Genomic DNA, 12,309 nt, shown 5'->3' with positions numbered 1-12,309 from the left:
AAAACGGTGGATTCGTCTCAAACGCAAGCTAACCGGCCAAACGTCGGACGATCACCGACGCGTTGGTACCGCCAAAACCGAAAGAATTCGACAACGCGACGTTGACCTCACGCTTCTTCGCAATGTGCGGCACGAGATCGATCGCAGTCTCGACCGACGGATTGTCCAGATTGATGGTCGGCGGCACGACATTATCGCGAATCGCAAGGACCGCGAAGATCGCCTCGATCGCACCGGCCGCGCCGAGAAGGTGGCCGGTCGACGATTTGGTCGAGGACATCGCAACCTTGGAGGCGGCGTTGCCGAGCAGGCGCTCCACCGCACCGAGCTCGATCTCGTCACCGAGCGGTGTCGAGGTGCCGTGCGCGTTGATGTAGTCGAGATCAGCCGGCGAGAGCCCGGCCCGTTTTAGCGCCGCCGACATGCTGCGGAAGCCACCATCGCCGTCAGGCGACGGCGAGGTGATGTGATAGGCGTCGCCCGAAAGACCGTAGCCGACCACTTCGGCATAGATCTTGGCGCCGCGGCGCTGGGCGTGCTCGAGCTCTTCCAGGACGAGAACGCCGGCGCCCTCGCCCATTACGAAGCCGTCGCGGTCCTTGTCGTAGGGACGCGAGGCCTTCTCAGGCGTCTCGTTGAAGCCGGTGGAGAGCGCGCGCGCGGCGTTGAAGCCGGCAATGCCGATGCGGCCGATCGGCGACTCAGCGCCGCCGGCGACCATGACGTCGGCATCGCCGAGCGCAATCAAGCGGGCGGCATCGCCAACGGCATGCGCGCCGGTCGAGCAGGCCGTGACCACCGAATGGTTCGGCCCCTTCAGCCCGTGCGCGATCGAGACATAGCCGGAGGCGAGATTGATCAGGCGGCCCGGAATGAAGAACGGCGACACCCGGCGCGGCCCGCGCTCCTTCAGAAGGACCGCGGTCTCGGCGATGCCGTTGAGGCCGCCGATGCCTGACCCGATCATGGTGCCGGTCGCGCACTTGTCCTCCTCGGACTCGGGATGCCAGTTGGCATCGTCGAGCGCCTGGCCGGCTGCGGCCATGCCGAAGATGATGAAGTCGTCGACCTTGCGCTGGTCCTTCGGCTCCATCCATTTGTCGGGATTGAAGCTGTCGTTCGACCCGTCGCCGCGCACGACGGTGCAGGCGTATTTGGTCTGAAGATCGGAGACATCGAAGCTCTCGATCCTGCGCGCGCCGCTTTCGCCGTTGAGGATGCGTTTCCAGGTCGGTTCGACGCCGCAGCCGAGCGGCGAAACCATGCCGAGACCAGTGACGACAACCCGCCTCATATCCGAAAACTCCGCATCGAAAGACTCACGGCCAATAACAAGAAACCGGCTGACCGCTGGGAAGCGGCCCGTCCGGTTTCAATGTTGTCCCCGCGAAAATGAAGAGCCTTAGCTCTTCGCGTTCTTCTCGAGAAACTTCGTGGCGTCGCCGACGGTGAGAATCGTCTCCGCGGCGTCGTCCGGAATCTCGCAACCGAATTCTTCTTCGAACGCCATCACCAATTCGACGGTGTCCAGGCTGTCGGCGCCGAGGTCGTCGATGAAGCTCGCCGCGTCGACAACCTTCTCGGGTTCAACACCAAGGTGTTCGACCACGATCTTCTTAACCCGCTCGCCAATCTCACTCATTGCATAACCTCGTGTTGTTCCCTGTAGACCCGACCCCCCGGGACGATACGAGCCGTCGTGGTCGTTTGACTGCCTTCGCTTACGAACTTTGATTTGGCCCCATCCTAACCGATGCAGGGCCCGGCGAACGACGGCCAAGGCTCCGCATCGCCAATATACAGGGTTTCAAAAACCTGCAATGGCGTTCTTTGCCCATCCGTTGGAGGTCCGGTTATCACACTTCAATTGCCTTGACTACAAGCCTCATTTCACACCGGAAACGGCCGTTTGCCGCATCCCGCACCGCCGATGTGGGCAGTGCGGAACGAGGCGTCAGATCATGGCCATGCCGCCGTTGACGTGGATGGTTTGCCCGGTGACGTAGGCCGCTTCGTTCGAACTGAGGTAGACGGCGGCGGCCGCAATGTCCTCCGGCGTCCCCAGCCGGGCAGCCGGAACCTTGGTCAGAATCGTCTCGCGCTGCTTGTCGTTCAGCGCATCCGTCATCGGCGTCTTGATGAAGCCGGGCGCGATGCAGTTGGCGGTCACGCCGCGCTTGGCGTATTCGGCGCCAAGTGTCTTGATCATGCCGATCAGGCCCGCCTTGGACGCGGTGTAATTGCCCTGTCCGGGATTGCCGGTGACGCCGACCACCGAGGTGATGGCGATGATGCGGCCGAAGCGCTTGCGCATCATCAATTTGGTAGCGGCACGCGCCAGACGGAAGGTCGAGGTCAGATTGACGTTGATGACCTCCTCCCAATCCTCATCCCGAAGTTGCACGAAAAGATTGTCGCGGGTGATGCCGGCATTGGCGACGAGGATGTCGACCTGCCCCATCGCGGCCTCCGCGGCGGGCACCAGCGCCTCGACCTCGTCGGCCTTGGAGAGATTGCACGGCAGCACGAAGGTGCGCTCGCCGAGCTTGCCGGCAAGCTCATCCAGCACTTCCTTGCGCGTCCCTGATATCGCGACGGTGGCACCCTGCGCGTGCAGCGCCTGTGCGATCGCGCCGCCGATGCCGCCGGTCGCGCCGGTGACGAGCGCCTTTTTGCCAGTCAGATCGAACATCGATAACAACTCCTCTAGCCCTGCTTCGCAGCGGCCAATGCATCCTTGGCGGCGGCAATGTCGTTCGGCCCGCCCACGGCAACACCGACGGCGCCGTCGGCGATACGCTTGACGAGACCCGTCAGCACCTTGCCCGCGCCGATCTCGAAGAAACGGGTGACGCCCTGCCCTGCCATATAGGCAACCGACTCGCGCCAGCGCACCGTGCCGGTGACCTGCTCGACCAGACGGCGGCGGATCTCATCGGGATCGGTGATGGCGCTTGCCAGCACGTTCGAGACCAAGGGCGCTGCCGGCGCCTTGATCGTGACCTTCGCCAGCGCCTCGGCCATGGCGTCGGCCGCGGGCTGCATCAGCTTGCAATGGAACGGCGCCGATACCGGCAGCAGCATCGCACGCTTGGCGCCCTTGGTCTTGGCAATCTCGACGGCGCGATCGACCGCCGCCTTGTCGCCGGAAACCACCACCTGCCCGCCGCCATTGTCATTGGCGGCCTGGCAGACCTGGTCCTGCGCCGCCTCATTGGCGACTGCCATGGCGGCCTCGTAATCGAGGCCCAGGAGAGCGGCCATCGCGCCAGCGCCGACCGGCACGGCTTTTTGCATTGCAAGACCGCGGGTGCGAAGCAGCCGCGCGGTATCGGACACCGTCAGGCTGCCGGCGGCAGCCAGCGCCGAATATTCGCCGAGCGAGTGGCCGGCGACGAAGGCCGCATCCCGCCCTACGGAAAAACCGGCTTCAGCCTCCAGCACGCGCAGGGTCGCGACGGACACCGCCATGAGGGCCGGCTGGGCGTTCTCGGTGAGCTGGAGGGTCTCGGCCGGGCCCTCCCAGATGATCGCCGTCAGCTTCTCCCCAAGCGCCGCATCGACCTCGTCGAACACGGCGCGCGCCACTGGGAAGGCGTCGGCCAGTGCCTTGCCCATGCCAACCGCCTGGGACCCCTGCCCCGGAAATGTGAATGCTGCCGTCATCGGCGCTCCCTGGATCGTTTGAGCAGTTGGTCTTCGAGAAGCCGACAGCCGACTACGTCCGGCCCAAGCCTTGGTTCCCGATCATGCTCCGAAGGGGGCCGTAGACAACGTCCGGGGCCGCGCTGTCAAGCCGCGATGGGCCGCGAAGGATAGGCGTCCCGTCCGAAAACCCCTTCGTTGCCGTGCACCAATCGGGCTTGCCGGCGTCGTTTCGCTGCAAAGCGTTTACGTTGTCGGGAACTTGGTTCCCCGACTTAAGCGGCCTTAAATACCGCCGGCCTAGGTTGCCGCCATGGCAACGATGGTCCCACAGAGATCGACGGCGTCCGCTTCTGCCGGGCAAGTGCAGCGGCCGTGGCTTCCGTTGCAGGCCTGCGTCGACTGGCTGCTCGCGGGCCCGCGTCCGCAGCCGGACGACATCCACAACGAATTGCTTCAGCAACGGACCAACAAGACCAGGACGTTGGTGGTGGCCGTGGCGGCGTCGCTGCTGATCGCCTCACTCTCGGCCGCGCTGACCGGCGCGGCGTGGGCCTATGCCTGGGTGCTGGCTGAGCTGGTCCTTGGCAGCACGCGCATCTCGCTGATGATGAGAGCGCTGGCAAAGGCGAAGCGGGATCGCCGGGCTCCGGTGAATGTCGCGCCGATCTGGGCCGGACTGACATCCGTCGTCCTGATTTCCGCCGGCTGCTATCAGTGCGTTGCTTCGGGAATCATGCCGCTGATCCTGATGGCCGGCATTGGCCTTGCCAATCTCGTCGGAGGCATCGCTTCGCGCAACGCCGCGACACCGCATTACGGCATCCTGCTGATCTGCATCCTGACGCTGCCGTTCGCGGTGGCGACGCTGCTGTCGCCGGTGCCGTTCCTGTTCGTCATCGGCCTGCAAACGCCTGTCTACACGGCGGGGATGATCTTCCTGCTGCTGGAGAACCACAAGATCCTGCTCGACCTCCACCATTCCGAGCGCAACAACCGCCTGATGGCGCATCACGACCTGCTGACAGGCCTGCCCAACCGCGCGCTCAACCAGAAGCTTTTCGCCGAGATGCTGGACGGCCCGTGGCCGGATGCGGCGTCGGCCGCCTCGAAGCTCACCGTGTTCTGCGTCGATCTCGACGGCTTCAAGGGCGTCAATGACAGGTTTGGACATGCGACGGGCGATGCCGTTCTCGTCACCGTGGCGAAGCGTCTCTGCGCCAGCGTACGTGACGCCGACGTCGTGTGCCGTATCGGCGGCGACGAGTTCGTGATCCTGCTGCCGGACATCACGGGCGACGAAGCTGTCGCAGTGGCCCGACGCATCATCGCGCGTGTGGCGGAGCCGTTCGAATTTGCACCGGCGGCCCGCGTCGGAGCCAGCATCGGCCTCGCGTCGGCGCCCCGTGACGGGATGACCGCCGACGAGCTGCTGAGCGCCGCCGATCGCGCGATGTACGAGGCCAAGCGCCGCGGCAAGGGCGCCTTCGTGATCCATGGCGACGCGGTCGGACCGGTCACACTCGTCCCGGACGCGACGGCGTTTCTCCCTGCTCCGAGAGCAGCAGCGCTGGCCTAGCTTCCAGTTTTGACGCGTTGTCTTGACGCGAACCGGCGCCGACTTCGCTCGAAAACGCTTTAGAAACCGCCCGCCTTCTGATCCGCGCCCACCTCGGCGCCGGCCCGCGCGCGGCGCGCGCTGCTGGCCAATTGGCCCGGCCGGTCGTCGTGGTTCGGCTTTGCCGTGGCGAGCCGCAGCACAGCGGCATAATTCGGCTGCACTTCCATGCGGCCGGCGTGCCGGCTCTCGCTGAGCAGGCGATGCACCTTCGGCAGATTGTAGCAGGGCACGTAGAACAGCAGATGATGCTCGAGGTGATAGTTCACGTAATAAGGTGCGATGAACAGGCGCTCGAGAAAACCGGCATGCGTGGTGCGGGTGTTGCGCAGGGGATCGCCGCTGTCGGGCACGACGGCGTGCTCGGCGATATTGCGGATGCGGGTGATGACCATCATCCAGGTCACGAGCGGCACCAGCCATAGCAGCGGATAGGCCCACCATACACCGGCCGCTGCAAGGGCTGCGAACATCACGGCATTGACGATGCATTGCGGACCGAGCTTGTCCCAGAAATGCGCCAGACGTTGCCGCCACGGCCAATCCTTCGGCCCGAGCGCGTTGAGCAGTTGCGCCTTGCGCTGCTGGTAGCCGGTCTGCCCGGTGATGTCGCGAATGAACTTGCGGCGATAGCTCAGCTGCGTGATCGGAAACGGCGCCGACAGCACCAGGTCAGGATCGTCCTCCTGCTGGGTTCGCGCATGATGCTGCAGATGATAGCGGCGATAGGCGCGCGTCTCCGCAAAGATCGGATAGGCGCAGAACCATTGGCTCAGCGTCAGATTGGTCTTCTCGTCGGCAGAGAGGCAACCATGCGCACCGTCATGCATCAAGATCGCAAGCCCAAGCTGGCGCGAGCCGATGATGGCGACAGCGAAAATATAAGTCAGCGGATTGGGCCACCAGGCGACCAGTGCAATCGCGCCAATGATCAGCGCCCAGGCGTGCGCGATCAATGCGACGCCCTTCCAGGTCACGCGCTGCCGCACGTCGACGAGCTGATCCTCGGTCAGGAAATCGCGGGCACGCATGCGAAGCGCGGTCATGGCCTAACCCTCCTCGTTCGAATGGCTTGATGCGTCGCTCTCGCCGACCAGACGCAGACGCGCGGTGTCGCCGGTGGATTTTGCCTGCTCGCCAAGCACGCGCAGCATCTCGGCGCACAGCGCCTCGGGCGAGCGGCCCATGGCGTAGCCTTCGAGAATGACTCCGATGGCGACGGCCCAGAACCGCCGCGAGCTTTCGTCGGGCGCGCGCAGAGAGCGCCAGCCATGCCGCGCGACCTGGCTCGCATAAGCGCGCGCGCCCTCGGCGTGCAGACGCTCGATGGTGCGCTCGACCAGCGGCGCGAGATCCTGGCGACGCCGCGTCAGCGTCAGCGCCTCGGCGAAGAAGGCGACCGAATCGCTCGCAGTGACCGTCTCGGCCAGCGCGTTTGTGTACTCCCGCGGTGTGTGCGCTTTCAGCGCGGCCTGCTCGGTCGCGCGGGCCAGATACAGCAGCTCGCGGCAGGCGCATTCGACGAACAGCGCCTCCTTGGTGCGAAAGTAATAGGTGATCTGGCTCGGGAACGCGTTCGCGGCAGCCGCGATGTCGGTGATCGCCGTGCCCGACAGCCCCCGCTCCCGGAACAGCGGGCTCGCCGCATCCAGCAGCAGCGAGCGCATTTTGCGCCCGGCCGACCGCGTGGCGCGGGCCGCATGCCTGGGGTCGCCCGCAGCCGCCTCTGATGGCGCATGGACAGATTTGTCTGTCATTGGATCCTCCCGCCGATTTATTTGTATGCTATACAAACAAATAAATCAAGCCGATATGGTATCCGGAGGTGGCTCTGCCCGCCTGGACCGGGACTGTCCGGGCCGAAAACGCGCCCGCGATCCTTGCAAAGCCGGCCAAAATCCGTATAAGGCGCGCATCCGCAGACCCCGGCCGGGAGCTGAACGGACGGTCTCAGCAAATCATTCGTGATTTTGATGTGGCAGGGCCAGTCGGCCCGTCGTCCCGTGTTTCCGCCTTCTGAGCTTAATCCCAGAGTCCTTTCCGAAGGTCTCTTAAGGGCTTGACGCCGGGCGATGCGCCAACATGAGGAAAGGACCACCATGGCTCTCTATGAGCATGTTTTTCTCGCGCGCCAAGACGCGAGCCCGCAGCAGGTCGAAGAGCTGACTGCGCAGATGACCGGTATCGTCGAGGGTCTCGGCGGCAAGGTCACCAAGACCGAGAATTGGGGCGTTCGCTCCCTCACCTACCGCATGAACAAGAACCGCAAGGCGCACTTCGTGCTGCTCAACATCGACGCGCCGTCCGCGGCGATCGCCGAGATCGAGCGCCAGGAGCGCATCAGCGAAGACGTGATCCGCTATCTCAGCGTCCGCGTCGAAGAGCTCGAGGAAGGCCCGTCCGCGATGATGCGCAAGGCGGATCGCGATCGCGAGCGTGACGACCGTGGCGGCGGCTTCCGCGACCGCGAAGGCGGCGGCGGTTTCCGTGGCGACCGCGAAGGCGGTTTCCGTGGTGGCGATCGTGACGGTGGTGGCTTCCGCGGTGATCGCGGCCCGCGCCGTCCGCGCGACGAAGCTGAAACCACCACGACGGATGGGGAGTAAGATCAATGGCTGAAGCTGGTGCACGCCGTCCGTTTTTCCGTCGTCGCAAGAGCTGCCCGTTCACGGGCGCGAATGCTCCGAAGATCGACTACAAGGACTCCAAGCTCCTGATGCGTTACGTCTCCGAGCGCGGCAAGATCGTGCCGAGCCGCATCACCGCGGTGTCCGCGAAGAAGCAGCGTGAGCTCGCCCGCGCCATCAAGCGCGCGCGGTTCCTGGGCCTCCTGCCCTACGTCATTCGCTAAGACGAATTCGGCCGGCGACGACATCGCCGCCGGCCGCGACTTATCTGAACTCATAAGGCTTCCGGGTCGTCCGGTTGCCGATGGTTGGGGCGAGATGCCTCTAACCGCTCGAAGGGAGCGGGACAGCTGATGATGGCTTTTGGACTGATAGCCCTGATCGCCGGCGCTGCGTCGGCCCTGATGTTCGCCTCGATCGTGTCGGGCGCGCTGATCTCGCTCGTCCTGTTCTATCTCGCACCGCTGCCGCTGATGGTCGCCGCGATCGGCTGGGGCCCGCTCTGCGCGAGCGTCGGCGGCATCGCTGCCGCGATCGGCCTCGGCGCCCTGTTCGGCCTGCCCTACTGCATCGCATTCGCCGTCACCGTCGCGCTGCCGGCCTGGTGGCTCGGCCATCTCGTCCTGCTCAGCCGGCAGGTCAGCCGCCTCGCGCCGGACGCCGCCACCGAGCCGCCGGCCGAGCCCCAGCTCGAATGGTATCCGGTCGGCCGCATCCTGCTGTGGATCGCGGGCTTCGCGACGCTGACCACCATCGCCGCCCTGCTCACGCTCGGCACCGACGCCGAGACCATCATCGGCACGCTGCGCCGCGGCCTGATGCGCCTCCTCCGCACCGCCGATCCGCAAGCCTCGGGCGAAACCGACCAGTTCGTCGACGCGCTGGTGCGCGTTGCGCCCGCAGCCGCCACCATCGTGGCGATGATGACGCTGGCCCTCAACCTCTGGCTCAGCGCCAAAGTGACGGCGACGTCAGGCCGGCTGCGTCGCCCCTGGCCCGATATGATGACGGCGGAGCTGCCGCCGATGACCCTGGTCGGGCTCTGCGTCGCGCTTGCCTTCTGCTTCACCGGCGGGCTGCTGGCGATCGTCGCGCAGATCATCACGGCGGCGCTGATGATGGGCTACGCGCTCACCGGCTTTGCCGTGCTGCATACGCTGACGCTGGCCCTGAAGAGCCGCACCTTCTGGCTCGGCTCGACCTACGCCGTCGTCGTGGTGTTCGGCTGGCCCGTCATTGCCATGGTGATCCTGGGCCTTGCGGATGCCGTATTCGGCTTCCGCGAGCGCTTCCTGCGCACGCGCCAGCCACCGCCGCTGCCAACCCCTTAAGTTCAAGTCCGAAAATCCCACTCACTCAACACTTCAAAGGAGAACGAAAATGGAAGTCATTCTGCTGGAACGCGTGTCCAAGCTCGGCCAGATGGGCGAAGTCGTGAAGGTTCGCGACGGCTATGCCCGCAATTTCCTGCTCAAGCGTGGCAAGGCGCTGCGCGCCACCGCCGACAACAAGGCCAAGTACGACGGCATGAAGGCCGATCTCGAGGCGCGTAACCTTGCGTCCAAGGGCGAGGCGTCCAAGGTCGCCGAGAAGATCCAGGGCAAGAACATCATCGTGATCCGCCAGGCTTCGGAAGCTGGCCAGCTGTTCGGCTCGGTCAACGTGCGTGACATCGTCGTCGCGTTCGAAGCCGAGGGCATCTCGCTGGCTCGCCCGCAGGTGCAGCTCGACGCGCCGATCAAGACCATCGGCAAGCGCTCCATCACCGTCGCCATCCACCCCGAGGTTGAAGTCGAAATCAGCGTCACGGTTGCGCGCAGCCAGGACGAGGCCGAGCGCATCAACCGCGGCGAGGACATCTCGACCCGCAACGAGGACCGCGATGCGGCCGCCGAGGCGATCGCCGCTGCCGGCGAGTTCTTCGATCCGGAAGCCCAGCACGACGACGAGCCGGCGCCGGCTGCGGAAGAGACCGAGAAGTAAGCCTCGCGCTCGCGCAAGCTGCGAAGCCCGGTCGCCTCAGGCGGCCGGGCTTTTCGTTTTGGCGGCGACGTCCTCGCTCAGCATTGCGATCGAGGCGAGTGCCGTTGCGGTATGTTTCTCGACACCATCGCTGACGCAGAACACGTCGGCGGCGACCACCGAGACCTGACGTCCCGGCTTGATCACCCTGGCGCGGCAGATCAGCTTGTCGCCGACCGCGGGCGACAGCAGATTGAGCTTGTATTCCGCCGTCAGCGCCGGCTGGCCGCGCGAGGTGGCGGCTGCGATCGTCGTGGCGTTGTCGACCAGGAAGGCGGTGACGCCGCCATGGAAGAAGCCGTGCTGCTGGAGCAGCTCCGGCCGGCACTCCACCGCAATCGTGCAGGTGCCACGCGACAATTCGGAGAGCTCGGCGCCGACCAGGTTCATGAAACCCTGGCGGCCGACATTGGCGTGGATGCGCGCGGCGATGGGTGCGAATTCGGGATCTGCTTCGTTTCGCATGAGGCCTCTCCTTATTGCTTGTTGATGCGATCGGGCGGCCGCAGCGCGCGGATGGCGCAGGCGATCAGTGTATCGGCATCAGCGCGCGGATCGGCGCGGTCGCGTCCCGAGAGGAAGGCGCGGCAAAAAATCTGTGCCGGGCCGATCAGCTGGCTGACGAACATCACCGGCGTCATCGGCAGAAGCTCACCAGCGGCGACCAGCGGCGCACGCCAGCGTTCGATGCCTTCGGCGAGGCGCGCATTCTGCGCGCGCTGGGCATCACGGACGTCCTCGCCCCATTCGCTGCGCGAGATCTCGAAGAGATAGCGCGCCTCACGACGGCAGGTCGCGACCCAATCGAGATGCGCCCGGATCAGGCGATCGATGCCCTGCTCCGCATTGGGGACAGGATCGAGCGCGGCCAGCACCGCGGCGTGATAGTGCCTGAGCACCTCCAGAAACAGCGCGCCGGCAAGCTCCTTCTTCGATCCGAACACGTGAAAGAAGCTGCCATTGGAGGCGCGCGCCCGGGTGCGGATGGCCGCCACCGTCGCAGCCTCGAAGCCGACGCGATCGAACACGGCAAGCCCCGCCGCCAACAGATCGTCACGCACGCTCGCCGTCATCGAGGCCTCCTAGAGTAATACTCTAGAGCATTACTCTAACTGCGGTCAAGACGACGCGAAGGCCGCGATGAACGCGGCCTTCGCATGTCGATCGGAAAATGTGGGGGCTTACCGCGAGATCGGCGGCGCGGGCGGACCGGAAGACTCTGCCGGCGGCGGGGCCGCTGCGGTCGCGGGCGGCGGTGCCTCCTGCGGCTTGGCCGCGGGTGCGGGTTCCGAGCTCGCGGCAGGTCCAGGCTTTGGAGCCGCCTCTTCCGCCGGCTTGGGCGCGGCGGCAGCCGGCGGGGCCGGCGTCACCTGCGGCACCGGATCGGGCCGCAGCGCCGGAGCTTCGCTGCCGCGCGGCTCGACCTTGGCACTTTCCGGCTTCGTCTCAGCGGGTTTCTCTGATGCCTTGCCGCTGTCGGGCTTGGCTTCGGGCTCGACCTTGGCGCTTTCGGGCTTGGTCTCGGTCTTCGGCTCGCTCTTCTTCTCGTCAGTCGCCGGTGCGGCGGCATCGACCTTCGGTGCTTCCTCGGTCCCGGGCTTGCTGCGACGCTTGCCCTTGCGGCCTTCTGGCGCTGCCTGCCCCTCGGACTTCACGCCTTCCCTGGCGCCCTCCTCGCTCGGCCGCGCCGCGCGCTTCTGGCGGCCCTCGGCCGGCGGAGCTGCGCCCTCGGCTTCCGGCTTTGCGGCGTCCTGCGGACGCTGGCGGCGACCCTGATGCTCAGGCGTCTGGCCAGGCGCGGTGCTCGCGTCCTTCTCCTTGGCGCCGTCCTTCTTGTCCTTGCCGTCCTTGCCACCGTCCTTGGCCTGGTAGCGGGCGTCGCTGGCGCCGTTGGAGACGAGATAGGAGGCGAGGATGCCCGCCATGTCCGAGCTCGTGGTGTAGTGCTGGCGCAGGAAGCCCGGCAGTGAGCCCGGTGCCACCGACTTCAACAGCCCGCGCGGACTCTTGTGGCATGCATTGCAGGTCTGCGCGAAAATCTGGGACGGGCTTTTGCCGGCCTCGAGGTTCGTCGCCTGCGCAAGAACGGTATCGGCCGCGCCGAAGCCGATCAGAAGCAATACCGTCGCGAGGCTGAGCGCTCGGCTCGACATTCCCATCATCTCCATTGAATTTCCGCGAATTGCTGCCGGCATAAGGCGCAGCGGCGGGTCACCTTTTAGCGGATTGAGCCGCGAATGGAAGCAGGCTCCACGCGCAAGGATGTGATTAAGCGCTTTTGGAATATCGGCTGTGATCACAGCGCAATAGCAGGGCCAGAACACCCTCCCTAAATTTAGATGCAAACGCATAGGAACCGGAGCGGGACCTGGGCGCGGGGGGTGAATGCTGGGTTGG

General features: G+C 65.5%; 14 protein-coding genes. 5 read left to right on the top strand and 9 right to left on the bottom strand.

Features of this window, described 5'->3' with window-relative positions:
- Positions 1–28 precede the first annotated feature (28 nt).
- From fabF to fabD, 4 genes are all read right to left on the bottom strand, one after another.
- The gene (gene fabF, locus AC1RR3_RS32740) at positions 29–1,294 is read right to left on the bottom strand and encodes a beta-ketoacyl-ACP synthase II (RefSeq protein ID WP_492828439.1); all 1,266 of its coding nucleotides are present in this window, start codon (positions 1,292–1,294) and stop codon (positions 29–31) included.
- Between the two features lie 108 nt (positions 1,295–1,402).
- On the bottom strand, positions 1,403–1,642 hold the full coding sequence (locus tag AC1RR3_RS32735; RefSeq protein WP_006020277.1) for an acyl carrier protein: 240 nt from the start codon (positions 1,640–1,642) through the stop codon (positions 1,403–1,405).
- A gap of 312 nt (positions 1,643–1,954) precedes the next feature.
- On the bottom strand, positions 1,955–2,692 hold the full coding sequence (fabG, locus tag AC1RR3_RS32730; protein WP_492828437.1) for a 3-oxoacyl-[acyl-carrier-protein] reductase: 738 nt from the start codon (positions 2,690–2,692) through the stop codon (positions 1,955–1,957).
- A gap of 14 nt (positions 2,693–2,706) precedes the next feature.
- Positions 2,707–3,666 (bottom strand): ACP S-malonyltransferase, encoded by a 960-nt coding sequence (fabD, locus tag AC1RR3_RS32725; RefSeq protein WP_492828435.1) that lies wholly within the window; start codon positions 3,664–3,666, stop codon positions 2,707–2,709.
- Between the two features lie 292 nt (positions 3,667–3,958).
- On the opposite strand from fabD, the gene AC1RR3_RS32720 reads away from it, so the two are divergent.
- Positions 3,959–5,224 carry a diguanylate cyclase gene (locus AC1RR3_RS32720; protein WP_492828433.1) on the top strand — a complete coding sequence of 422 codons (1,266 nt, stop codon included), beginning with the start codon at positions 3,959–3,961 and terminating at the stop codon, positions 5,222–5,224.
- A 59-nt stretch (positions 5,225–5,283) separates the two neighbouring features.
- On the opposite strand, the gene AC1RR3_RS32715 is transcribed toward AC1RR3_RS32720, so the two are convergent.
- Positions 5,284–6,309 (bottom strand): fatty acid desaturase family protein, encoded by a 1,026-nt coding sequence (locus AC1RR3_RS32715; RefSeq protein ID WP_492828431.1) that lies wholly within the window; start codon positions 6,307–6,309, stop codon positions 5,284–5,286.
- Between the two features lie 3 nt (positions 6,310–6,312).
- A complete protein-coding gene (locus AC1RR3_RS32710; protein ID WP_492828429.1) occupies positions 6,313–7,020 on the bottom strand; it encodes a TetR/AcrR family transcriptional regulator C-terminal domain-containing protein in 708 nt (235 codons plus the stop codon).
- A 342-nt stretch (positions 7,021–7,362) separates the two neighbouring features.
- Here AC1RR3_RS32710 and rpsF point away from each other — a divergent pair, with 342 nt between their 5' ends.
- The 4 genes from rpsF (at position 7,363) to rplI (ending at position 9,873) form a co-directional block, all read left to right on the top strand.
- Positions 7,363–7,869 (top strand): 30S ribosomal protein S6, encoded by a 507-nt coding sequence (gene rpsF, locus AC1RR3_RS32705; RefSeq protein WP_492828427.1) that lies wholly within the window; start codon positions 7,363–7,365, stop codon positions 7,867–7,869.
- Between the two features lie 5 nt (positions 7,870–7,874).
- Positions 7,875–8,114 (top strand): 30S ribosomal protein S18, encoded by a 240-nt coding sequence (rpsR, locus tag AC1RR3_RS32700; RefSeq protein ID WP_007592020.1) that lies wholly within the window; start codon positions 7,875–7,877, stop codon positions 8,112–8,114.
- Between the two features lie 129 nt (positions 8,115–8,243).
- Positions 8,244–9,221: a DUF2232 domain-containing protein gene (locus tag AC1RR3_RS32695; RefSeq protein WP_492828422.1), complete on the top strand. Its 978-nt coding sequence runs from the start codon at positions 8,244–8,246 to the stop codon at positions 9,219–9,221.
- A 49-nt stretch (positions 9,222–9,270) separates the two neighbouring features.
- Positions 9,271–9,873 (top strand): 50S ribosomal protein L9, encoded by a 603-nt coding sequence (rplI, locus tag AC1RR3_RS32690; protein ID WP_492828420.1) that lies wholly within the window; start codon positions 9,271–9,273, stop codon positions 9,871–9,873.
- Positions 9,874–9,909: 36 nt separating this feature from the next.
- Here rplI and AC1RR3_RS32685 read toward each other — a convergent pair whose 3' ends face one another.
- From AC1RR3_RS32685 to AC1RR3_RS32675, 3 genes are all read right to left on the bottom strand, one after another.
- Positions 9,910–10,377, bottom strand: coding sequence for a PaaI family thioesterase (locus AC1RR3_RS32685; RefSeq protein ID WP_492828418.1), 468 nt, complete (start codon positions 10,375–10,377; stop codon positions 9,910–9,912).
- A gap of 11 nt (positions 10,378–10,388) precedes the next feature.
- A complete protein-coding gene (locus AC1RR3_RS32680) occupies positions 10,389–10,985 on the bottom strand; it encodes a TetR/AcrR family transcriptional regulator (RefSeq protein ID WP_492828416.1) in 597 nt (198 codons plus the stop codon).
- Between the two features lie 108 nt (positions 10,986–11,093).
- On the bottom strand, positions 11,094–12,065 hold the full coding sequence (locus tag AC1RR3_RS32675; RefSeq protein ID WP_492828414.1) for a hypothetical protein: 972 nt from the start codon (positions 12,063–12,065) through the stop codon (positions 11,094–11,096).
- Between the last annotated feature and the right edge of the window lie 244 nt (positions 12,066–12,309).

The organism is Bradyrhizobium sp. GW821-FHT13H05, assembly GCF_058804065.1.
This window is presented reverse-complemented; position numbering and strand designations above follow the sequence as displayed.

Excerpts from the sequence above, each read along its gene's own strand:
- AC1RR3_RS32720 (WP_492828433.1), top strand. The coding sequence starts at position 3,959 with ATGGCAACGATGGTCCCACAGAGATCGACGGCGTCCGCTTCTGCCGGG.
- AC1RR3_RS32695 (WP_492828422.1), top strand. The coding sequence starts at position 8,244 with ATGATGGCTTTTGGACTGATAGCCCTGATCGCCGGCGCTGCGTCGGCC.
- fabD (WP_492828435.1), bottom strand. The coding sequence starts at position 3,666 with ATGACGGCAGCATTCACATTTCCGGGGCAGGGGTCCCAGGCGGTTGGC.
- rplI (WP_492828420.1), top strand. The coding sequence starts at position 9,271 with ATGGAAGTCATTCTGCTGGAACGCGTGTCCAAGCTCGGCCAGATGGGC.
- fabG (WP_492828437.1), bottom strand. The coding sequence starts at position 2,692 with ATGTTCGATCTGACTGGCAAAAAGGCGCTCGTCACCGGCGCGACCGGC.
- rpsR (WP_007592020.1), top strand. The coding sequence starts at position 7,875 with ATGGCTGAAGCTGGTGCACGCCGTCCGTTTTTCCGTCGTCGCAAGAGC.
- fabF (WP_492828439.1), bottom strand. The coding sequence starts at position 1,294 with ATGAGGCGGGTTGTCGTCACTGGTCTCGGCATGGTTTCGCCGCTCGGC.
- rpsF (WP_492828427.1), top strand. The coding sequence starts at position 7,363 with ATGGCTCTCTATGAGCATGTTTTTCTCGCGCGCCAAGACGCGAGCCCG.
- AC1RR3_RS32715 (WP_492828431.1), bottom strand. The coding sequence starts at position 6,309 with ATGACCGCGCTTCGCATGCGTGCCCGCGATTTCCTGACCGAGGATCAG.
- AC1RR3_RS32685 (WP_492828418.1), bottom strand. The coding sequence starts at position 10,377 with ATGCGAAACGAAGCAGATCCCGAATTCGCACCCATCGCCGCGCGCATC.
- AC1RR3_RS32675 (WP_492828414.1), bottom strand. The coding sequence starts at position 12,065 with ATGTCGAGCCGAGCGCTCAGCCTCGCGACGGTATTGCTTCTGATCGGC.
- AC1RR3_RS32710 (WP_492828429.1), bottom strand. The coding sequence starts at position 7,020 with ATGACAGACAAATCTGTCCATGCGCCATCAGAGGCGGCTGCGGGCGAC.
- AC1RR3_RS32735 (WP_006020277.1), bottom strand. The coding sequence starts at position 1,642 with ATGAGTGAGATTGGCGAGCGGGTTAAGAAGATCGTGGTCGAACACCTT.
- AC1RR3_RS32680 (WP_492828416.1), bottom strand. The coding sequence starts at position 10,985 with ATGACGGCGAGCGTGCGTGACGATCTGTTGGCGGCGGGGCTTGCCGTG.